Raw genomic sequence first — 21,949 nt, forward strand, 5'->3', positions numbered from 1 at the left:
ACCATGATTGAAACCGGGCCTGGGGAGGGCTCGATAAGGGAGGAACGATAATGAAACAGACACTCACGCTCTTTGCCGCTGCACTGGCAGCCACGGTCGCATCGGGCGCCGTCGCGCAGACCCGTGGCGTGACCGATACCGAGATCCTGATTGGCGGCGTGCATGACCTGTCGGGCGTTTTCGCGGCGGTCTCGACCCCGGCGGTCAACGGCGCGAACCTGTATTTCGATGAGATCAACGCAGCCGGTGGCGTGAACGGCCGCCAGATCCGCTATCTGGTCGAGGATCACGGCTATCAGCTGCCCCGCGCCACGCAGGGCTATAACAAGCTGATCGAGCGCGACGGCGTCTTTGCGATGCTGCTCAACCTTGGCACGCCGCATAACCTGGCGCATTACCCGCTGATGGAACGCCGGGGCGTGCCCAACATCGCGCCGCTGACCGCTGCGCGCGCCATTCTGCCCGAACCGCCGGGCATGAACTTCGTGTCCTTCTCCAGCTACTACGACCAGATCGCGGCGGGCATCCAGTACCTGCACGAGACGACCGGCGCGACCAATGTCTGCTCGATGTATCTGCCGACCGACTTTGGCGAAGAGATCGCGCTGTCGTCGCATGAGACCGCCGAGCGTCTGGGCCTGACCTTTGTCGATGAAACCAGCCACCGTCCTGACGAGCAGGATTTTGTCGGTGCCGTCAGCCGTCTGCGCGCTGCGGGCTGCCAGATCGTCACGCAGGCACTGGGCGTCCGCGCCGGGATCACCGTGGTTGGCACCGCCAAACAGCTGGGCTGGGATGACGTCCACTTCCTGACCTCGTCTGCCGGGTTCCTTGAGCCGGTGGCGATGGTGCCGGGTGGCGTGACTGACGGCCTGTTTGCGTCGTCCGGCTGGCAGGATCTGCGCGCCCGCGCAACCGAAGAAGAGCCCGCCGCCTTCATTGCCGCCTATGAAGAGCGCTATGGCCAGCCTGCTTCGGGCTTTGCCATGCTTGGCTATACCGCCGCGCGTCAGCTTGTGATGGCGCTGGTTGACGCAGGCCCTGACCTGACGACCGAAGGTTTTGTCTCGGCCATGGAAGGGCTGGACTATGACGACCACCTGCTGGGCACCCACATCAACTTTGGGGCCGACCATCAGGGCGCGAATGACATCTTCATCAGCGAAGTTGGTGGTGGTCAGTGGAACACCGTGACCAGCATCCCGGGCGACATGTAAGATCGTCGCACTGAGCTAACGAAAAGGGGCCGCGTTTGCGGCCCCTTTTTTATCGCGTTGCTGTGGCCTTACTCAGCGGGCATCGCGGCCTGTTCGATGACCAGCGGTTCGGGCAGGTGAATCAGCATCTCTTTCGGGCAGATCTGCACGAAGTTGCCCTTCTCCAGATCCCAGCGGCGCAGGATCTCGTCAGCCAGCGCGCTTTCGGTCTCGTCCAGATGCTCTTCGATCAGCGACTTCAGCTGGTTTTCCCAATGCGGCACGGTGACCGGGCAGGTAACCAGCGTCTCGGTGTTGATCAGACCGCTCGCCAGCCCCTCAGGGTCATAGAGATAGGCCATGCCCCCGGTCATCCCGGCACCAAAGTTGGCCCCGATCGACCCCAGGATCACCGCGACCCCGCCGGTCATGTACTCGCACCCGTTCGAGCCGCAGCCCTCGACCACCACCTTGGCACCCGAGTTGCGCACCGCGAAGCGTTCGCCCGCACGGCCCGCCGCGAACAGCGCGCCGTCGGTGGCACCGTAGAGCACCGTGTTGCCGATGATCGTGTTCTCGGACGCCTTGAGCGGCGAGGACATGCGCGGACGCACCACGATCAATCCACCCGACAGCCCCTTGCCGACATAGTCGTTGGCATCGCCGAACACCTCGATCTTGAGGCCCCGCACCGCGAAGGCCCCCAGCGACTGACCGGCGCTGCCCGCCAGTTTCACCGTCAGGTGGTCGCGCTGCAGCGTGTTGCGCATACCGAAGTTCTTGACGATGTGGCTGGACGCCCGCGTGCCCACCGTGCGGTGCGTGTTGCGCACCGCGTAGCTGAGCTGCATCTTCTCGCCCTCGTCAAAGAAACGGGCGGCGTCGCGGATGATTTCGCTGTCCAGCGTATCAGGCACCGCGTTACGCGGCTTGTCGCGGTCGTAGCGGATGTTGCGCGAGCCATCGACGGTGATCAGCATCGGGTTGAGGTCAAGATCATCCAGATGCGCCGACCCCCGGCTGACCTGCGCGAGCAGATCGGCCCGGCCGATGATCTCGTCAATCGAGCGTGCGCCGAGGCTGGCAAGGATCTCACGCACTTCCTGCGCGTAGAAGGTGATCAGGTTCACCACCTTCTCGGCATTGCCGGTGAACTTGTTGCGCAGCTCGGGGTTCTGCGTGCAGACCCCGACCGGGCAGGTGTTCGACTGGCACTGCCGCACCATGATACAGCCCATGGCGATCAGCGCGGCGGTGCCGATGCCGAATTCCTCGGCCCCCAGCATTGCCGCCATGACGATGTCGCGCCCGGTGCGCAGACCACCATCGGTGCGCAGCGTCACCCGGTCGCGCAGGTTGTTCATCGCCAGAACCTGATGCGCCTCGGTCAGGCCCATCTCCCACGGCAGACCCGCGTATTTGATCGAGGTGCCGGGCGATGCCCCCGTGCCGCCGTTGTGCCCCGAGATCAGGATCACGTCGGCCTTGGCTTTGGCCACGCCCGCCGCAATCGTGCCCACGCCGGACGACGACACCAGTTTCACCGTCACCTTGGCGCGCGGGTTGATCTGCTTGAGATCGTAGATCAGCTGCGCAAGGTCTTCGATCGAGTAGATGTCATGGTGCGGCGGCGGCGAGATCAGCGTGACACCCGGCGTCGAGTGACGCAGGCGCGCGATCAGCGCCGTCACCTTCATGCCGGGCAGCTGGCCACCCTCGCCGGGCTTTGCCCCCTGCGCGACCTTGATCTCCAGCTCTTCGCAGTGGTTCAGGTATTCGGCGGTAACGCCGAACCGGCCCGAGGCCACCTGCTTGATCTTGGCCGACGGGTTGTCGCCGTTCGCCTCAGGCACAAAGTGCGCCGGATCCTCGCCACCCTCGCCGCTGTCGGATTTGGCGCCGATGCGGTTCATGGCAACGTTCAGCGTCTTGTGCGCCTCAGGGCTCAGCGCCCCCAGCGACATGCCCGGCGTCACGAACCGCTTGCGGATCGAGGTGATGCTTTCCACCTCTTCAATCGGCAGGGCACGGCCCAGCGGCTTGAAGTCCAGGAGGTCGCGCAAATGGATCGGCGGGTTGGCTTGCAACGCTGCCGAATACTTGCGCCACAGATCATAGCTGGCGCGGTCGCAGGCCGATTGCAGCAGGTGCATCGTCTGCGCTTCCCAGGCGTGTTTCTCGCCCGAGCGCCGTGCCTTGAAGAACCCGCCCACCGGCAGCGGCCCCACGGGCGCGCGCCAGCCTTTGGCGTGGACCTGCTCGACCTTGTACTGGATGCCGTGCAGACCGATGCCCGAGATACGGCTTTGCATGCCGGGGAAATATTCGGCCACCAGGGCGCGCGACAGGCCTACGGATTCAAAGTTCAGCCCGCCACGATAGGACGAGATCACCGAGATGCCCATCTTGGACATGATCTTGAGCAGACCGGCGTCGATGGCGTCACGGTACCGGCGCGTTGCGTCGGTCAGGCTGCCCTCAAGCAGGCCCCGCTCGATCCGGTCGGCAATGGTATCTTGCGCCAGATAGGCGTTGACGGTGGTCGCACCACAGCCGATCAGCACCGCGAAGTAATGCGGGTCGATGCACTCGGCCGACCGGACATTGACCGAGGTGAAGGTCCGCAGACCCTTGCGCGTCAGCCACGAATGCACCGCGCTGGTCGCCAGGATCATCGGCATCGCCACGCGGTCTTCGCGTTGGTTCTCATCGGTCAGCACCAGATGCGCGGCGCCCGAGCGCACGGCATCCTCGGCCTCGGCGCGGATACGCTCAAGCCCCTGACGCAGCGCGTCTTCGCCCGCACCCTCAACAAAGGTGCAGTCGATCATCGCCACGCCGTCGCCGAACTGGCGCACCATGACCTTGAATTCCTCGTTCGCGATGAACGGGGATTCCAGCATCAGGATCTCGGTCTGCGCGCTGGATTCGTCCAGCACGTTCTTGAGGTTCCCGAAGCGGGTTTTCAGGCTCATCACCCGGCTTTCGCGCAGGCTGTCGATGGGCGGGTTGGTGACCTGACTGAAGTTCTGGCGGAAGAAATGGCTGAGCGGGCGGTAGATCTTGCTCAGCACCGCAGACGGCGTGTCATCGCCCATCGAGGCGATCATTTCCTTGCCGTCCTCAGCCATCGGCGTGAGAATCTGCTCGACCTCTTCCATCGAATAGCCAGCCGCGATCTGGCGGCGGCGCAGAGCCTCGCCATCAAACATCGGCAGTTCTGGCACGTCGCGCAGCAGGCTGTTCAGGTCGATGATCTTGTCGATCCACTCGCCGAACGGCTGGCTGGCCGCCAGACGGTCCTTGAGCGCCACGTCGCGGTACAATTTGCCCTCTTTCATGTCGACGGCGATCATCTGCCCCGGCCCGAGCGCGCCTTTTTCGCGCACGCTCAGCTCATCGACCGGGACCATGCCCGCCTCGGACCCGGCGATCAGCATGCCGTCGCCGGTGACCACATAGCGCATCGGGCGCAGACCGTTGCGGTCCAGACCGCCGCAAACCCAGCGGCCATCGGTCATTGCCAGCGCGGCAGGGCCGTCCCACGGCTCCATGACCGAGTTGCAATAGGCGTACATGTCCTGCCAGGCTTTGGGCAGCTCGACCGTGGTCTTCGACCAGGCCTCGGGCACCAGCATGGTCTTGGCCATCGGCGCAGACCGACCGCCGCGCACCAGAACCTCGAACACGGCATCCAGCGCGCCCGAATCCGAAGACCCTGCGGGGATGATCGGCTTGATGTCCTCGGCCATGTCGCCAAACGCGGACGAGGCCATGCGGATCTCATGGCTGCGCATCCAGTTAACGTTGCCCTTCAGCGTGTTGATCTCGCCGTTATGGGCTAGCATGCGGAACGGCTGCGCCAGCCACCATTGCGGGAAGGTGTTGGTCGAATAGCGCTGGTGATAGATCGCAAAGGACGAAATGAACTGCTCGTCCATCAGGTCGGGGTAGAAGGTGGCGACCTGCTCGGCCAGCATCATGCCTTTGTAAATGATCGAGCGGCATGACAGCGAGCACAGGTACAGGCCCTGAATCTGCGCGGCAGCAGCGGCTTTCTCGATCCGGCGGCGGATGACGTACAGCTCACGCTCGAACGTCTCTTCATCCGAACCCTTGGTGTTCTTGATGATGATCTGCTCGATCTCGGGCCGCGTTGCGTTGGCTTTCTCGCCCAACACGGTGGTGTCCACCGGAACGTGACGCCAACCATAGATGTAATGGCCCATGCGCAGCACTTCGGTTTCGACGATCGTGCGGCACCGCTCTTGCGCGCCGAAATCGGTGCGCGGCAGGAAAACCTGACCGACGGCGATCAGCGCGTTCATGTCGGGCTCGTGCCCGGTGCGTCGGATCTGGTCGTAGAAGAACGGCACCGGGATCTGCACATGGATGCCCGCGCCGTCACCGGTCTTGCCATCGGCATCGACAGCACCGCGGTGCCAGATCGCCTTCAGCGCGTTGATGCCGTTGACCACGACCTGCCGCGACGGCTGGCCGTTGATCGCCACAACGAGGCCGACGCCGCAAGAGGCGTGCTCGTCTTCAGCCTTGTACAGGCCGTTCTGATCCATCCAGGCGCGCTTGGCTTCCTCGGCGGCAACCCACTTCTCATCAAACTTGGTCATGCTAGGTCTTCCTCTTCCGAGATCCCGAATTTTGCCAGCGTTTCCTTGCGCGTGTGGCGCGGATGGTCGCCGGTGTAGGCAAAGCTGTCGGGCTTGTGGTCGATGTAGATTTCGTTGGAAAACGTCAGTCCGTTCGCGTCGTCAAAGAGGCCAATCGGCATCTCTATATTCTCGGCGTGCGGTCCGTCTGCTGTCACGTGGTAGAACAGCGCCGAGCCGCATGTTCGGCAATGCGCCCGCTCCGCCCAGTCCGAGCTTTGGAAGCGCGCGATCTGCGCGTCACCCTCCCACTGCACGTTCCGGCTGGGCACCGTGATGCCCAGCAGCGCAGAACCCGTCCAGCGGCGGCACATTTCGCAATGGCAGGCGCCGAAGGCCAGCGTGGTCAGATCCGCCTTGAAGCGAACGCTTCCGCACAGGCAACCGCCCGTGCGAGAGCCGACCGCAGCCGCGCTCATTCAGCCGCCACCGCCGCAGATTGGGCCAGCTCGGTCAGGATCGCGGCGGCTGCCTCGTTCCCGTCGCGGATCGCCCAGACAACCAGCGAGGCCCCGCGCACGATGTCGCCGACGGCATAGACGCCGGGCAGGCTGGTCGCGTGGGTGGTGTGATCGCAGCGGATGGTGCCCCAGCGGGTCACGGTCAGCTCGGGCACGCCCCACAGGGTCGGCAGCGCTTCGGGCTCGAAACCCAGCGCCTTGATCACCAGATCCGCGCCTTCGACGTAATCCGCGCCCTCGATCAGTTCGGGCGAGCGGCGGCCCGAGGCATCCGGCGTGCCAAGGCGCATCTTCTGCACCACGACGCCGGTGACTTCGGTTTCACCCTCGAACCCGGCCGGAGCGGTCAGCCAGACGAACTCGACGCCTTCTTCTTCGGCGTTCTGTACTTCGCGCTGCGAGCCGGGCATGTTGTCGCGGTCACGCCGGTACAGCAGCTTGACGCTGGTGGCGCCTTGCCGGATCGCCGTGCGCACGCAATCCATAGCGGTATCACCGCCGCCGATGACGACGACGCGCTTGCCCTCGGCGTTCAGCGCGCCCGAGTCATAGTCTTCAACGTCATCGCCAAAGCTTTTGCGGTTCGAGGCGGTCAGATAGTCCAGCGCCTTGACGATGCCGGGCAGTTCAGCGCCCCGCCCGTCCAGATCGCGCGACTTATAGACGCCCGTGGCGATCAGCACCGCGTCATGCTTGCCGCGGATCGCGTCAAAGCTGATGTCTTCGCCAACGGTGCAGTTCAGCACGAACTGCACGCCCGCCGCTTCCAGCTGCTCGATCCGGCGCATGACGACGGGTTTCTCCAGCTTGAAGCCGGGAATGCCATAGGTCAGCAGCCCGCCCGCGCGGTCATACCGGTCATAGACGGTGACCTGAACGCCCGCACGGCGCAGGTTGTCCGCCGCCGCCAGACCGCCGGGGCCCGCGCCGATGATGGCGACCGACTGATCACGCTCGACCGAGGGCAGGCCCGGCTTGACCCAGCCGTTGTCCCACGCGGTGTCGGTGATGTATTTCTCGACCGCGCCGATGGTGACGGTGCCGTGGCCCGATTGCTCGATCACGCAATTGCCTTCGCACAGACGATCCTGCGGGCAGATGCGGCCGCAGATCTCAGGGAAGGTGTTGGTGGCCTGGCTCATCTCATAGGCTTCTTGCAGGCGGCCCGTCGCCGTCAGCATCAGCCAGTCAGGGATATTGTTGTGCAGCGGACAGTGCGCCTGACAATACGGAACACCGCATTGGCTGCAACGTCCGGCTTGCTCGCCAGCCTTTTCGGCGGCAAACTCGCGGTAGATCTCGGCGAAGTCTTCGCGACGTTCGCCTGCCTCCCGCTTGGTCGGCATCTCTTTGGGCTTGGTCACGAACTGAAGCATATGCTGAGTGGCCATGGCAGGGTCTCCCGGAATGTCGCGCAGGAATACTCTGAACCGCGCAGCAATAAAAGTCAGCAAGCGTTACCTATATCCACCTTTTTTCGGGGGCAAGCCCGGGATGGACGGGGTGTTTCCCCAAAATTAGGTCAGCATGTAATCCCTATCTTTTCACCCTTCCCCCATGGGCAAAACGGGATAAGGTGCGAAAAACCCCAGCCGGAACGCTCAAAATGTCGCTAATGCACATCTTTATTCTCGCGTTAATTCAAGGGATTACCGAGTTTCTTCCCATCTCTTCGTCGGCGCATTTGATCCTGTTTCCGCAGCTTACCGGCGTCGCCGATCAGGGTGTCGCCATCGACGTCTCCGTCCATGTGGGCACCCTGCTTGCCGTCATGATCTACTTTCGCAGTGATGTGATGATGGTGATTCGGGGCTTGCCAGACCTCGCGCGCGGTCGACTTGATTCGCCCGGCGCGCGGATGGCGTTCCTTTTGGCGGTTGCGACGGTGCCGGTGATCGTGCTCGGACTGGTTCTCAAGCTGACCGGCCTTGTCGACGCGATGCGCTCGGTTGCGCTGATCGGCTGGACGATGCTGGTGTTCGGTGTCGTGCTCTATGCCGCTGACAAACTGGGCACCGAGGCCCGCCGCGCCGAGGGATGGACCCTGCGCGACGCCATCATTCTGGGGCTGTGGCAGGCGATCGCTCTGATCCCCGGCACCTCGCGCTCGGGCGCGACGATCACCGGCGCGCGGTTTCTGGGGTTCGAGCGTCACGATGCGGCGCGGCTGTCGATGCTGATGTCGATCCCGACGATCATCGCCTCAGGCGCGATCACGGCGCTGGATCTGGTGGAAACCGCCAATGCCCAAGCGGCGATCGACGGCGCGATTGGCGCGGCGATCTCGTTCGTCGCCGCGCTGTTTGCGCTCAAGGTGATGATGCGCTTTCTGGCTGCCGTCAGCTTCACGCCCTATGTGATCTACCGGGTCGTGCTGGGCATGGCTCTGCTGTGGGTCGCGTATTCGTAACCCTCAGCCCTGCGAGCGCAGGCCCTTCGCAGATTCCTTGATCAGCTCATACTGACCCGCCGGGCGGAAGCGCCACAGGTAGGTCGGAAGGATCAGGTCCATCGGCGCCGGGTCGATCCCGAGATCGGCCAACCCCTTGGCACCCTCGGCCACCACATTATCGTGGCTCAGGTTGCGCAGTTGATCGACCGTCAGCACGGTATTGGTGAACAGGCCCGCCGTCAGGAACTGCGCCAGCCCCAGGCCACGCGCGGTCAGACCGGCCATCCAGCGCGGCATGTTCAGGATCACGCGGTTGCGCCGGATCTCGGTCAGCATCATCGTCATCAGCGCGTGGAAGGTGGCGACGTCGGGGCCACCCAGCTCATACACGCCCGGCGCAGCCTGACCCATCGCAGCTTTCGCGGCAGCCAGAGCCACGTCGTCAACATAGACCGGCTGGAATTTGCTCGACCCGCCGGCAATCGGCAGGATCGGCGAAAAGCGGGTCATCGCGGCGAAGCGGTTGAAGAACTCGTCTTCGGGGCCGAAAATGATCGAGGGGCGCAGGATCACCGCGTTGGGGAAGGCTTCAAGCACAGCGGCCTCACCCTGTGCCTTGGTGCGGGCGTATTCGCTGTCGGACTGCGCGTTCGCACCGATTGCCGACAGGTGCACCAGCGCGGACACACCCGATTCAGCCGCAACGCGGGCAACCATGCCTGCGCCCTCAGCCTGAACGGCCTTGAAGCTGTTCTTCTTGCTCTGCGTCAGAAGACCGGCGCAGTTCACCACAGCGTCCGCGCCCGCCATCACCGCGCGGACCGAAGCCTCGTCGCGGATGTTGCACAAGATCGGTTCGACCTGACCCACCGTGCCATAGGTGCGGACATAGATCCGCTCGTTCGGCCGCCGCGTCGCAACGCGAACGCGCCACCCGGCCTGAGCCATGCGCCGCGCTATATAGCGCCCGACAAAGCCAGAACCGCCCAGGATCGTGACCAGTTTCGTCATTTTGACCTCCGCGCCAAGCATCGCTTTGTCTTGCTCAATACCCCTGCCCCCTTGTCACGACAAGACTAAAGCAAGGTTAGCACCAGCGGCATGCTGCGCCGCAGCGAAAGATTTTTCACGTCGCCGCGCGATTTTTCATCGGGGGCCGTTGACAGTGGATTGGGCTACGGATAATCCACCGCTCACGCAACCGGCCCAGGTGGCGGAATTGGTAGACGCGCTAGCTTCAGGTGCTAGTTTCCGTAAGGAAGTGGAGGTTCGAGTCCTCTCCTGGGCACCATTGCTTCAAGTAAAAGCCGCGTAGCTCGAATGAGTTACGCGGCTTTTCTCTTTTCTGATCCCCCGATGCTCAAAACCTCAGCTTTCCAGCATCCCGCGCCGCTCGGGACGCATTTTTGTTGACGCGCTGCTATAGCAACTGTCAATATATGAATAACATGATCATATATGAACAAATCTCGCGGGGAATCCATGCTTAAGATTGCAGTGTGCGGCGGCGGTGTCGGCGGTCTGTGTGCCAGCATCGCGCTGCACAAAATGGGCCATCAGGTCACGGTGTTTGAACAAACACAGCAGTTCGCCCGCGTCGGCGCCGACATCAACCTGACCCCGAACGCCGTCCACGCGCTGGACCGGCTGAGCGCCAGCGAAGATCTGCGGGTGAACGCCGCCCGCCCGACGCATCGCATCAGCCGGACATGGGACACGGGGGAAGAAACCTCGCGCATGCCCCTGAGTGAGGCCGCCGAGACCCGCTATGGGGCGCCGTCGCTGACCGTGCACCGCGCCGACCTGCTGAAAGCGCTTGAGGTGTTGCTGCCTGAAGGGGCGCTGCGGTTTGGGGCCAAGGTTGCAGAGGTCGGGCAGGACGCTGACGGCGCGTGGCTGGTGCTGGCTGACGGCACCACGCACCGCGCGGATGTGGTGATCGGGGCCGATGGTATCCATTCCCCCGTGCGCACCGCCGTCTTTGGCCCTGATTCGCCGCAGTTCACCGGGCTGGTGTCCTGGCGCGCGGTCTTCCCGCGCGAGCGTGGCGGGGATCTGCCGAACCTCGACGCCTTCACCAAATGGTGGGGGCCGACCAGCGACCTGCAAATCGTCACCTTCCCGCTGACCCGCGGCGAAGAGATTTTTGTCTTTGCCACCCACCGTCAGGACGACTGGGCGGAAGAGGGCTGGACGCTGCCCGGCGACATCGAAGAGCTGCGCGCCCATTACGCCGATTTCCACCCAGAGGCCCGCGCGCTGCTGGCGGCCTGCGAAAGCGCGACGCGCTCGGCGCTGCATGTGCGCGAGCCGATGGCGCACTGGTCGCAGGGTCACATCACCCTTCTGGGCGACGCGGCGCATCCGATGGTGCCGTTCATGGCGCAGGGGGCCTGCATGGCGATCGAGGATGCGGTGGTGCTGGCGCGCGCGCTGGAAGGCGTCGATGCTGCCGGCGTCCCCGCTGCACTGACCCGGTATGAAGAGGCGCGCATCCCTCGCACCTCGGAAATCCAGCGCTCGTCTCTGGCGAATGAGTGGCTCAAGACTCAGGGCAATGCCGACTGGGTCTATGGCTATCAGGCGTGGACCGCCCCGCTTTAAGGCTGTTCCGTGAACCCCAGCGCCGCCGAGATTTCGGCGGCGGCTGCCTTGACCGCCTCTTCGATCCGCAGCGCCAGCGGCGTGTCGGGGGTGAACTGCGTCTCAGGCCCGGTCACGTTGATCGACGCCACCGTGCGCCCCTGATGGTCAAAGATCGGCGCGGCGCAGGATCCGATCCCGCGCTCGAAATTCCCCGAACTCCACGCCACCCCGCGCGCCCGGTCGGCGGCGGTCTGGGCGGTCAGCGCTTCCAGCGAGCTTGCCGTCTTTTCGGTGAAAGTTTTCAGCGCGTCACCGACGTAGAGCCGCTCGATCTCGCCCTCGGGCAGCCAGCCCAGCAGCACGCGGCCGATGGTGGTGGCATGGGCAGGCAGGCGCGAGCCTTCGCGGACGTTGCTGATCAGGTGCGAATTGGGCGTTTCGCGCAGCAGGTAGATCACCTCGGTCCCGTCCAGAATGCCCAGATGCGAGGACAGCTCAAGCTGGGCCACCAGCCGCGACATCACCGGGCGCGCCACCTTGAGCACATCGCGGGATTTGAGCGCATCGGCGGCCAGCGCGATCATGCCCGGGCCCAGCTGCCAGCTCAGCCCGTCATCCATCGACTCGATCATCCGTTCGGCCTCAAGCGTGTGCAAAAGGCGGATCAGCGTCGTGCGGTTGATGCCCAGTGCGCGCGAGGTGGCGCTGGCATTGTTGCACCGGCCCCCCGCCGCGATATGGCGCAGCAACGTAAAGGCCCTGTGAACCGGTGGCACAGAATAGTTGGTGCCGTCGCCGTCGTTCTCTTCCGTCACGTCATGCCCCCCAAAGCTGCCTGCTCAATAGCGGTGCCTTCGGTCTGCCGCAATTCTCGCCCGGCTGCTCAGGAACCGCGCATTGCGTGTTCCGCCAACGGCTGCACGAAAATTCTGCTTGACCGAATCCCTCGTTGCTCCAATAATGAACAGCATGTTATAATATGAACAGTTGTGCAAGCCTGATCTGCTCGACACGCACCAAAGGAGCCACCCCATGGACGCCTTCAAAGACCGCCTCTCGCAGCGTGCCCGCGATACGAGCCGTCCGGCGCTGGCCCACCAGTCTCTGGGCCGCCCGCTGACCGACGCCGAGACTGCACTGTCGCAGGCGCTGATGGCGATCATGGGCGAACGGGTGCATGACTTTGCCGAGGTTGCCAAGGAACTGGCCGCCCGCGGCGTGACAGCGCCGATCTCGGGGCGCACCGATTGGGATCTGGCGCTGCTGACGGACGAGCTGTCGGCGCTGAACAAGGATCTGGACGCTGCCTACGCGGAGGCCGGTTATGGCGCTTGAGTTCAAAGGCGTCTCGAAAAGCTTCAACCTGGACACGGGTCAGGAGCTGACGGCGGTTCGCGACATCAATTTCAAAGTCGAAAAGGGCGAGTTCGTCTCGGTCGTCGGCCCCTCGGGCTGCGGCAAATCGACCATCCTGAGCATGACGGCGGGGCTGTACCAGCCGACCACCGGCGAGGTCCGGGTTTCGGGCGAGCTGGTCACCAAGCCCAATCCGCATGTCGGCTTCATGCTGCAAAAAGACCTGCTGTTGCCGTGGCGCACGATCATCAAGAACGTCGAATTCGGGCTGGAATCGCGCGGCGTGCCCCGCGCCCAGCGCCGCGAACGCGCCATGGCGGAACTGGAGCGCTGCCATCTGGCGGGGTTTGAGAACCACTACCCCTATCAGCTGTCCGGCGGCATGCGCCAACGCGCCGCCCTGGCCCGCACGCTGGCGATTGATCCCGACATCATTCTGCTCGACGAGCCGTTCTCGGCGCTGGACGCACAGACCAAGCTGCTGATCCAGAACTCGTTCGCCGAGACGATCATGGAAGCGGGCATCACGACGCTGCTGATCACCCATGATCTAAGCGAGGCGGTGATCATGTCGGACCGCGTTCTGGTGCTGTCCGAGCGCCCCGGCACGGTGATGTGCGAAATGCCCATCGACCTGCCCGACCGTGCGCATCCGCTCAAGCGCCGTCAGCTGCCCGAAGTGCACCAGCACGCCGCTGAAATCTTCACCTTGCTGCGCCTCGACCAGCGCGCGGCGTGATCCACCACGACCATAATAAAACCAACGGGAGTATCTCTATGAAGACGCGCATTCTGGGCCTTGCCGCCGCTGCCGGCCTTGCCTTTTCCAGCCTCTCGGCCATGGCACAAACGCCGCTGACCTATCTGTTCCCGGCCCCTGACTTCCTGCCCGCCTTCGCCCCGTTCCAGCTGGCGCTGGGCAAAGGGTATTACGCCGACGCCGGTCTGGACGTGACCTTCCGCATCGGTCAGGGCGGCGCTGACGTGGCGACGCAGGTTGCTGTCGGCAACGCCCAGCTGGGCGGCGGCATGGGCGATACCGCGCTGATCGTGCGCGCCAACGGGCTGGAAGTCCGCGGCGTGGCGCTGCTGGGTGGTCAGGGCATCACCCAGATCGCGTGGCGCAATGACCGCGACATCAACGGGATCGCCGATCTGGAAGGCCGCTCGATCGGCGTCATCGGCTTTCAGGACACCACGTTCTACAACCTGCTGGCTGTTCTCGCCTCGGAAGACATCGGCCGTTCGGATGTCGATATTCAGGCGCTTGGACCGGGCGGCATCATCCAGAACATGATCGGCGGCTCGATTGACGCGATGTCGGGCGTGCCCGAGTGGATCGTCGCCATCGAAGACGCAGGCGTGCCGCTGACCGTCACCCCGGCGCGCGACTATTTCGCCTCGCAGGCGCAGGCGATCATCGCGTCGGACGCGTACATCGCTGAAAACCCCGAAGCCGTGCGCGGTTTCGTTCAGGCCACCCTGCGCGCCATCGACGACATCATCGCTGACCCGGCACAGGCCGCGCAGGACTACGTCGGCTTCCTGCCGCGCCACGCTGAAAACGTCGCCCAGATCGAGCGGATCATGCAGATGTATGTCTCCAACGTCTATGCTCAGGATGGCGATCGTCCGATCGGTGCGTTTGACCCGGCACAGCTGCAGACCGCCGAAGACTTCTATGTCGCCAACGAATTGGTGAACGACGTCGTGCCGGTTGAAGACGCCTATACGAACGACTTCGTCACCGAATAACCACCGCCTGACACTCTCAACCCTTCCGGTCGCTGCACCGTCACCCCTTTGGGGCGGCGACCGGAGCCTTCTTGCCCAGCCACAAGGACCAGACCTCTCATGAGCCTTGCCAAAAGCCATACCTTAGCCGGGATCGTGATTCTGGGCGTTGTCCTGCTGATCTGGCAATTCCTGCCGCCCGCGATGGATGTGCCCAAATTCATCATCCCCACGCCGATGGACATGCTCAAGGAACTGGGCCGGATGTACCGGCGCGAGGATCTGATCACCAACACCCTGTCCACAGCGCTTTATACCACGCTCGGCTTTGCCATCGGCTCGGCAATGGGGGCCATCATTGGCTACCTGCTGGGCATGTCGGAATTCTGGGAGCGCGTGCTCTCGCCCTATATCCTTGCGCTGCAGATCGCGCCGAAAGTCGCCTTCGCCCCGCTGTTCATCATGTGGTTCGGTTATAACGCCACGCCCAAGCTGCTGGTCACCGTGCTGATCGTCTTCTTCCCGGTGCTGGTGAACGTGCTCGCCGCGATGAAGACCGTCGACCGCGACATGGTGAACCTGGCCCGCGCCTATTCGCTCAGCCGCTGGGAGATCTTCCTCAAGGTCGAATTCCCCTCGACCCTGCCCAACCTGATGGCCGGTCTGCGCATCGCCTCGACCCTCGCCGTGATCGGCGTGACGGTGGGCGAGCTGGTCGGCGGCAACACGGGCCTTGGGTTCCTGATCAGCTACGGCGGCGGGCAGGCCAATGCCGCGATGGTGTTCAATTCCATCGTGCTGCTGACGCTCATCGGCATCGTGCTCTACTCGGTGCTCGCCTGGGCTGAAAAGCGCCTGCTCCATTACATCCCGAAAAAAGAACACTGACCCGCGGCCAGCCATCCTAGCCCGCCGCATTCCCCAACCGCAGGAGACCTCCATGAGCACCGCTCCGATGAAATTCCCCTCGATCGAACCCGATGACGTGGTCATCCCCGAGGGCAAGACGCTGGACAGCTGGATCGAAAGCCGCGTCGCACGCTATGCCTCGCGCACGCTGGACTGGGACGCGCTGAAGTTTCAGGCCGATTTCGACCCCAAATACCGCCGCGCCCAGATGCGCTATGTCGGCACCGGCGCGACCGGCGTGTCGGACGATGAGAACGTCGTGCCGGCCGGGCATTTCACCTTCTCGACGATGGTTCTGCCCGCCGGCTGCGAAGGCCCGCTGCACATCCACCGTGACGCCGAGGAAATCTTCTTTGTCCTCAAAGGCCACGCGATCCGCCTGTTCATCGAGCACAAGGGCGAGATGGTCGAAACCGTCCTGACCGAGCGCGACCTCCTGTCGGTGCCGCCGGGCGTCTACCGCGGACTGCGCAACGAGGGCATCGAAGAGGCCCTGCTCTGCGTGATGATCGGCAACCCCAAGCCGGTAACCCCGACCTATCCGCCCGAGCACCCGGTGTCCAAGATCCCCCGGCCCAAGGGTTCCAAAGCCGCCGGCTGAACCGCCTGTAGGGTGGGGTTCAACCCCACCTTACGCCCCCGCAAGATTACCGAGGTTTGATCCCATGACCGCTCCTGCCATCGACAAGAAAGCCCTGATCGAGGATCGCGTGAACACTGGCCTCTTGGGCCAATGGTATCCCGTCGCCAAATCGGTCGAGGTCAAGACGACCAAGCCCTACGGTACCAAGCTGCTGGGCCAGAAGCTGGTCCTGTGGCGCAAGGCGGACGGCTCTATCGCCTGCGTTGAGGATTTCTGCCCGCACCGTGGCGCGCCGCTGTCGTATGGCGAGATCCACGAGGGCAATATCGGCTGCCGCTATCACGGCGTTGTTGTCAACGGTGAGGGCGTCGTGGTCCGCGTTCCCGCCATGCCCGAATGCGCGATGGAGGGCCGCAAGGCGCTGAAGAACTTCCACGTCACCGAGCATTCGGATGCCGTCTTCGTCTACATCCCCAGCCTGACCCAGCCCGAGCCGCCCGAACTGGTGATGCCGCCGGAATTGGTGGGCGATGAATGGACCGGCTTTTTGTGCACCAGCGTCTGGGAAACCAACTACCGCTACGCGCTCGATAACCTCGCCGACCCGATGCACGGCTGTTACCTCCACTCTGAGAGCTTCACGCTGGCCTTTGGCTCAAAGCAGGACCTGATGAAGCTCGACAAGACCGACAATGGTTTCCACGTCACGCGCGTGGGACAGGTCGGCGACAATTTCGACTGGGCCGAATTCGCCGTCTTCCCCGGCAACATGTACTGCTTCCTCGACATCCCCTACCCGCCCGCCGCTGGCCCCGGTGGCAACATGCGCATCGTCGGCTTCACCACCCCGGTGGATGAGACCACCTGCAAGGTGTTCTTCTGGCGTCTGCGCAAGGTCGAAGGGCTGGCGCGCGAAGCCTGGCGTTTCCTCTACCGCACCAAGCTGGAAGCGAACCACTGGCACGTGCTGGAACAGGACCGCGTCATGCTGGAAGGCATGCCCGACGACGCCCGCAAGCGTGAGATGCTGTACCAGCACGATCTGGGCGTGTCGCGCATCCGTCAGGTTCTGACCCGCGCCGCCAAGGAACAGGTCGAGGCCGAGCTGAAGCAGGTGGCTGCGGAATGATGCTGTCCGGTCGCACCATTCTGATCACCGGCGCTGCGCGCGGTCTGGGCCGTGCGCTGGCGCAGGGCTGCGCGGCCGAGGGCGCGCGGCTGGTGCTGGCGGACATCGACGCCGAGGGCGTCGCCGCCGCTGCCGCCGAGCTGGGCGCACGCGCCGTGACGGTGGATCTGGGCGATCCGGCCAGCATCACCGCGCTGGCCGACGATATCGCCGCGACCGAGGGCGAGTTGCAGGGGCTGGTGAACAATGGCGCGGTGGCGACCAATGTGGGCGGCATGGCGTTCGAGGATATCGAGCTGGAGCTGTGGGACCGCGTTCAGCGCGTCAATGTGCGCGGCACCTGGCTGATGACCCGCGCCTGCTCGGCGATGCTGCGCGCCAGTGGGTCGGGCCGGGTGGTTAACGTCGCCTCGGACACTGCCCTGTGGGGCGCACCGCGCCTGCTGGCCTATACCGCCTCGAAAGGTGCGGTGATGGCGATGACCCGCTCGCTGGCGCGCGAGATGGGTTCGGACCGCGTGGGCGTGACCTGCATCGCGCCGGGCATCCTGACCACCGAAAGCACCGAATACGTCCCCACCGCGCGTCATTCCCTTTACCAAGATGGCCGCGCCGTCCCCGGCCCCCAATCGGCAGCCGAAGTAACGGGCACCGTCGCGTTCCTGCTGTCCGAGGCCGCCCTGACGCTGACCGGGCAAGTGATGCCGGTCAACAACGGCTACGTGTTCGTCACATGAGCGCGCGCGACCATATCACCGCCGGGATCGGCTGGCGCGAGCATCAAGGGGATGGCCCGGTGCTGGTGGCGCTGCATGGCATCGGCTCCGAAGCGCGCGCTTTTGACGGGGTGGCCGAAGCCCTGCCCGGCTGGCGCGTGATTGCGTGGGAAGCGCCGGGGTATGGTCCCTCAACCCCGCTGGCGATGGATTGGCCCGTTGCTGCCGATTACGCGACCGCGCTGGCCGGGTTTCTGGACGCTCTGTCGCTGCCGAAAGTTCACCTCCTCGGCCATTCCCTCGGCACCCTGATCGGTGCCGCCTTCGCCCGCGCCCATCCGCAGCGGGTTAGCACCCTGACCCTCGCCTCCTGCGCGCAGGGTGGCGGTGCCCAGCCCGGCACCCTGCCCGCCAAACAAGCGGCACGGCTGGACGACCTCGCCGCCCTCGGCGCGCCCGAGTTCGCCCGCGCCCGCGCACCCCGGCTGATCTTTCAGCCCGACCAGAACCCTGCGCTGGTTACTGCTGTCTTTGACGGCATGAGCAAGGTCCAGCTGCCCGGCTACGCTCAGGCCGTGCGGATGCTCGCCTCTGGCGACCTTGCCGCCGACTGCGCCGCGCTGAACGTGCCGACCGCCGTTGTCGTGGGCGCCGAAGACATCGTGACCCCGCCCGCCCAATCAAAGACCGCCCATGCCGCCTTGCCCGCCGCCCAACGGGGCGCGCTGACGCTGATCCCCGGCGCGGGCCATGCCCTGCACCAACAAGCCCCCGCCGCGCTGGCAGCCGCCATCCGCGCGCAGGCCCACCAAGGAGTGACCCCATGACCCAGGAAATCCGAGTAGGCGCGCTGCGTGGCCTCGTCATGCGCGCACCGGGCATCACCGCGACCAAGGGCTTTTACGAACAGAACTGGGGCTTGACCCTGGCCTATGAGGAACCCGGCGCGGTCTATTTCCGGGGCACCAGCGCCGAGCCGATCTTGTATGGGCTGAAAGACGGCCCGGTCTACGGCATCGAATACATCCATTTCGCCATGGCGGACCGCGCCACCACCGACGCGCTTTATGCGCAACTGGTGGCACAGGGTGAGGCCGTCGTGGGCGAACCCGCCGAGTTCGACGATTTCGCCGGGGGCTATGGGTTCGAGGTGCTGGACCCCGACAACCGCCGCCTGCGCCTGCGCACCGATACCGTCAAACTGCCGCCGCAGGATCAATGGGCCCGCCCGCGCAAGGTCAGCCATGTGGTGCTCAACACCGCCAATATGGCGGATGTACAGGACTGGTATTGCCGCGTGCTGGGTTTCCGTGTGTCCGACTACAGCGCCGACCAGATGGTGTTCATGCGCAGCGCCACGGATCACCATTCCATCGCGCTGGTGCAGGGGCATTACCCGTCGGTCAACCACGTCGCGTTCGAGCTGCCGACGATCAACGAGTTCATGCGCTCGATAGGGCGGATGAAGGAAAAGGGCATCATGGCAACCTGGGGGCCGGGCCGTCACGGGCCCGGGGATAACCCGTTCGCCTATTACGTCTCGCCCACCGGCTTTGTGATCGAGTTCACCGCCGAAGTGCAGCAGATCGACGAGGCCACGCACGAGGCGCAGGTCTGGCCGCGCGATGTGCCCGAGAAGATGGACCAGTGGATGACCGCCGGAGCCCCCACCGCCGCCCAGCGCGCGGTGATGCAAGGCCGCCCCGATCCGGGTTTCCCCGAGCTGAGGAAGAAATAAGATGACCAAACCGTATGAAGGACAGGTTGCCGTCGTTACCGGCGGTTCCTCGGGGATCGGGCTGGCCGCGGTGCGGCTGCTGCTGGAACAGGGCGCGAAAGTGGCCTTCTGTGCGCGCGGCGAGGGGCGTCTGGCTGATGTCGCCGCCGTGCTGGAACGCGATTTCGGCGCGGACCGCATTCTGTGGCAGGCGTTCTCGGTGCTCGATGCCGAGGCCGTCAACGGCTTTGCGGCGGCGGTTCAGGCCCGGTTCGGCACCTGCGACCTCTTGGTGAACAACGCAGGCCAAGGACGGGTCAGCACGTTCGAGACCACCTCGGACGACGACTGGCGCGCGGAATATGACCTTAAGCTGTTCAGCCAGATCAACCCGACCCGCGCCTTTCTGCCGATGCTCAAGGCGTCCAACGGAGCCATCGTCGCGGTCAACTCGCTGCTGGCCTACCAGCCTGAGAAACACATGGTCTGCACCGCATCGGCCCGTGCCGGTGTGCAGAGCCTGCTGAAATCGCTGAGCATCGAGTTCGCCCCGCATGTGCGCGTTAATTCGGTGCTGATCGGACTGATCGGCTCGGGCCAATGGACCCGCCGCTTTGCCGAGCGCCCCGACCAATCCGTCAGCCGCGAGGTCTGGTACGCCGATCTCGCGCGCAACAAGGGCATCCCCTTGGGCCGCCTGGGCGACGCCAGCGAAGCCGCTGCCGCCATTGCTTTCCTCGGCTCTCGGGCCGCCAGTTACATCACCGGGGCTCAGCTTGAAGTCTCGGGCGGCCTGTCGCGCCATATTTGATTGCCAAGGATCATGGACATGAAACTCGAACCCATTGCCCAGACGGAAACCGTTGGCGACTTCATCGCGCGCTATCTGGCCGAGATCGGCGTGACCACGATGTTCGGCGTGATCTCGATCCACAACATGCCGATTCTGGACGCGATAGCACGGCAGGGCGTCATCCGCTTTGTGCCCGCACGCGGCGAATCCGGCGCGATGAGCATGGCGGATGCCTGGGCGCGGGTATCGGGCGAGATGGGCGTGGTGATCACCTCGACCGGGACCGCTGCGGGCAATGCCGCTGGCGCGCAGGTCGAGGCGCTGACGGCAGGCACGCCGCTGTTGCACATCACCGCCACCGTCGATCTGGGCTTTGCCGACCGCGACCGCGCGCCGATCCATGACGTGCCGCGCCAGCCGGATATGCTCAAGGGCATCTCAAAGGCCTATTACCGCCTGTGGAGCGCCGATTCCGCCATTGGCACCCTGACCGCTGCGGTTTCGGCGGCGATCAGCGCGCCCACCGGCCCGGTGACGCTGGAAATCCCGGTCGATGTGCAACGCGCCAAGGCCGCCGGGGCGACCCGCATTTTCAAGCCGCAACCCCAGCGGCCGCAAGCGAGCGACGACGCCGTGGCCGCACTCGCTGCCTTGCTGATCGAAGCCAAGCGCCCGATCCTGTGGCTGGGCGGCGGCGCGCGCCACGCCAGCGCCGAGGCGACCGAACTGGTGCGGCGTGGCTGCGCCGTGGTCACCTCGACCAACGGGCGCGCCACGGTGTCCGAACAGAATCCGGCCAATCTGGGTGCGTTCAACATGACGCCCGAGGCGCAGGCACTCTATGCCTCGTCCGATCTGATGATCGTCGTCGGCTCGCGCCTGCGCGGCAACGAGACGCTGAACAACGCGATGCGCCTGCCGCGCCCGCTGGCGCAGATCGACGCCGAGGCCTCACAGGGTGGCCGCAACTACCCGGTCGAGCTGTTCGTGCATGGTGATTCCGCCGACACGCTGCGCCGCTTGCTGGCGCTGTTGCCCGAGAAACTGGACGTCGATCCGCAACTGAGCTTCGACGTCGCCACCGCCCGCGCCACAGCTGAGGGGCGTCTGCGCGCGCAGATGGGGCCGTATCAGGTGGTTGCCGATGCGTTGCTGGAGCGTGTCGCGCCCGGTCGCCATGCGTGGGTGCGTGATGTGACGATCTCGAACTCGACCTTCGGCAACCGCTACGTCGGCTTTGCCGAGCCGCGTCACGGCGTTCACGCGCTGGGCGGCGGCATCGGTCAGGGCGTGGCCATGGGGGTCGGCGCGGCGCTGGCCAGCGACGGGCCCAAGGCGATCACGCTTCTGGGTGACGGCGGCACGCAGCTGGGCATCGCCGAGATGATCACCGCCGTACAGGAAAACGCGCCGGTGGTATTCCTGCTGATGAACGATCAGGCGTATGGCGTGATCAAGAACATCCAGGACGCGCAATACGACAGTCGCTATCACTATTCGGCGCTGCAAACCCCTGATTTCAAGGCGCATTGCGCCTCGATCAACCTGCCGCATACCCTCGTTTCGGATGTGAACGACTTCGCTGCGACGCTGGATGCCGCGCTTGCTGCCCCCGGCCCGCGCCTGATCGAAGTGGACATGATCGCCATCGGTCCGTTTGGCGAGACCTTCTCGGGCCCGCCCGCAGGCGCTGCCGGAAACAAGGTCTGA

Annotated in this window: 19 protein-coding genes and 1 tRNA gene; 15 read left to right on the plus strand and 5 right to left on the minus strand. The window is 64.7% G+C overall.

Features of this window, described 5'->3' with window-relative positions; all coding sequences use genetic code 11:
• Nucleotides 1-50 precede the first annotated feature (50 nt).
• A complete protein-coding gene (locus EAE28_RS11170; protein ID WP_127106200.1) occupies nucleotides 51-1,217 on the plus strand; it encodes an ABC transporter substrate-binding protein in 1,167 nt (388 codons plus the stop codon).
• 68 nt (nucleotides 1,218-1,285) lie between these two features.
• Here the strand turns inward: EAE28_RS11170 and gltB are convergent, their stop codons facing one another.
• Genes gltB through EAE28_RS11185 form a run of 3 tightly spaced genes read right to left on the minus strand, consistent with a single transcriptional unit; the run spans nucleotide 1,286 to nucleotide 7,715 of the window.
• Nucleotides 1,286-5,824, minus strand: coding sequence for a glutamate synthase large subunit (gene gltB, locus EAE28_RS11175; RefSeq protein ID WP_127106202.1), 4,539 nt, complete (start codon nucleotides 5,822-5,824; stop codon nucleotides 1,286-1,288).
• On the minus strand, nucleotides 5,821-6,282 hold the full coding sequence (locus tag EAE28_RS11180; protein ID WP_246022332.1) for a GFA family protein: 462 nt from the start codon (nucleotides 6,280-6,282) through the stop codon (nucleotides 5,821-5,823). The genes gltB and EAE28_RS11180 overlap by 4 nt, the downstream gene beginning before the upstream one ends.
• Nucleotides 6,279-7,715 (minus strand): NAD(P)-dependent oxidoreductase, encoded by a 1,437-nt coding sequence (locus EAE28_RS11185; protein ID WP_127106204.1) that lies wholly within the window; start codon nucleotides 7,713-7,715, stop codon nucleotides 6,279-6,281. Before EAE28_RS11185 ends, EAE28_RS11180 begins: the two co-directional genes overlap by 4 nt.
• 215 nt (nucleotides 7,716-7,930) lie before the next feature.
• Here EAE28_RS11185 and EAE28_RS11190 point away from each other — a divergent pair, with 215 nt between their 5' ends.
• Complete coding sequence (locus EAE28_RS11190) at nucleotides 7,931-8,734, plus strand: undecaprenyl-diphosphate phosphatase (protein ID WP_127106206.1); 804 nt, start codon at nucleotides 7,931-7,933, stop codon at nucleotides 8,732-8,734.
• Between the two features lie 3 nt (nucleotides 8,735-8,737).
• Here EAE28_RS11190 and EAE28_RS11195 read toward each other — a convergent pair whose 3' ends face one another.
• Nucleotides 8,738-9,727, minus strand: coding sequence for a complex I NDUFA9 subunit family protein (locus EAE28_RS11195; protein ID WP_127106208.1), 990 nt, complete (start codon nucleotides 9,725-9,727; stop codon nucleotides 8,738-8,740).
• A 193-nt stretch (nucleotides 9,728-9,920) separates the two neighbouring features.
• Here EAE28_RS11195 and EAE28_RS11200 point away from each other — a divergent pair.
• Nucleotides 9,921-10,007 (plus strand) — tRNA-Leu (locus tag EAE28_RS11200).
• Between the two features lie 191 nt (nucleotides 10,008-10,198).
• Entirely contained in the window at nucleotides 10,199-11,320 is a 1,122-nt protein-coding gene (locus tag EAE28_RS11205) for an FAD-dependent monooxygenase (RefSeq protein ID WP_127106210.1), read from the plus strand.
• Here the strand turns inward: EAE28_RS11205 and EAE28_RS11210 are convergent.
• Nucleotides 11,317-12,117, minus strand: a complete 801-nt coding sequence (locus tag EAE28_RS11210; RefSeq protein ID WP_127106212.1) for an IclR family transcriptional regulator — start codon at nucleotides 12,115-12,117, stop codon at nucleotides 11,317-11,319. The two genes, EAE28_RS11205 and EAE28_RS11210, sit on opposite strands and share 4 nt — an antisense overlap.
• A 217-nt stretch (nucleotides 12,118-12,334) precedes the next feature.
• On the opposite strand from EAE28_RS11210, the gene EAE28_RS11215 reads away from it, so the two are divergent.
• From EAE28_RS11215 to EAE28_RS11265, 11 genes are all read left to right on the plus strand, one after another.
• The gene (locus EAE28_RS11215; protein WP_127106214.1) at nucleotides 12,335-12,637 is read left to right on the plus strand and encodes a recombinase-like helix-turn-helix domain-containing protein; all 303 of its coding nucleotides are present in this window, start codon (nucleotides 12,335-12,337) and stop codon (nucleotides 12,635-12,637) included.
• Nucleotides 12,627-13,397, plus strand: a complete 771-nt coding sequence (locus EAE28_RS11220) for an ABC transporter ATP-binding protein (RefSeq protein WP_127106216.1) — start codon at nucleotides 12,627-12,629, stop codon at nucleotides 13,395-13,397. Before EAE28_RS11215 ends, EAE28_RS11220 begins: the two co-directional genes overlap by 11 nt.
• A gap of 38 nt (nucleotides 13,398-13,435) precedes the next feature.
• Complete coding sequence (locus EAE28_RS11225) at nucleotides 13,436-14,413, plus strand: ABC transporter substrate-binding protein (protein WP_127106218.1); 978 nt, start codon at nucleotides 13,436-13,438, stop codon at nucleotides 14,411-14,413.
• A gap of 99 nt (nucleotides 14,414-14,512) precedes the next feature.
• Complete coding sequence (locus EAE28_RS11230; RefSeq protein WP_127106220.1) at nucleotides 14,513-15,280, plus strand: ABC transporter permease; 768 nt, start codon at nucleotides 14,513-14,515, stop codon at nucleotides 15,278-15,280.
• A 52-nt stretch (nucleotides 15,281-15,332) separates the two neighbouring features.
• Nucleotides 15,333-15,902, plus strand: coding sequence for a cupin domain-containing protein (locus EAE28_RS11235; RefSeq protein WP_127106223.1), 570 nt, complete (start codon nucleotides 15,333-15,335; stop codon nucleotides 15,900-15,902).
• 64 nt (nucleotides 15,903-15,966) lie between these two features.
• A complete protein-coding gene (locus tag EAE28_RS11240; RefSeq protein ID WP_127106225.1) occupies nucleotides 15,967-17,013 on the plus strand; it encodes a Rieske 2Fe-2S domain-containing protein in 1,047 nt (348 codons plus the stop codon).
• Nucleotides 17,010-17,750, plus strand: a complete 741-nt coding sequence (locus tag EAE28_RS11245) for an SDR family oxidoreductase (protein WP_220443922.1) — start codon at nucleotides 17,010-17,012, stop codon at nucleotides 17,748-17,750. Before EAE28_RS11240 ends, EAE28_RS11245 begins: the two co-directional genes overlap by 4 nt.
• Nucleotides 17,747-18,556, plus strand: a complete 810-nt coding sequence (locus tag EAE28_RS11250) for an alpha/beta fold hydrolase (RefSeq protein ID WP_127106227.1) — start codon at nucleotides 17,747-17,749, stop codon at nucleotides 18,554-18,556. The genes EAE28_RS11245 and EAE28_RS11250 overlap by 4 nt, the downstream gene beginning before the upstream one ends.
• Nucleotides 18,553-19,467, plus strand: a complete 915-nt coding sequence (locus EAE28_RS11255; RefSeq protein WP_127106229.1) for a VOC family protein — start codon at nucleotides 18,553-18,555, stop codon at nucleotides 19,465-19,467. Before EAE28_RS11250 ends, EAE28_RS11255 begins: the two co-directional genes overlap by 4 nt.
• Nucleotide 19,468: 1 nt before the next feature.
• Nucleotides 19,469-20,257 carry an SDR family oxidoreductase gene (locus tag EAE28_RS11260; protein ID WP_127106231.1) on the plus strand — a complete coding sequence of 263 codons (789 nt, stop codon included), beginning with the start codon at nucleotides 19,469-19,471 and terminating at the stop codon, nucleotides 20,255-20,257.
• A gap of 18 nt (nucleotides 20,258-20,275) precedes the next feature.
• Nucleotides 20,276-21,949, plus strand: a complete 1,674-nt coding sequence (locus EAE28_RS11265; protein WP_127106233.1) for a thiamine pyrophosphate-binding protein — start codon at nucleotides 20,276-20,278, stop codon at nucleotides 21,947-21,949.

The organism is Pararhodobacter zhoushanensis, assembly GCF_003990445.1.
Taxonomy (GTDB): domain Bacteria; phylum Pseudomonadota; class Alphaproteobacteria; order Rhodobacterales; family Rhodobacteraceae; genus Pararhodobacter; species Pararhodobacter zhoushanensis.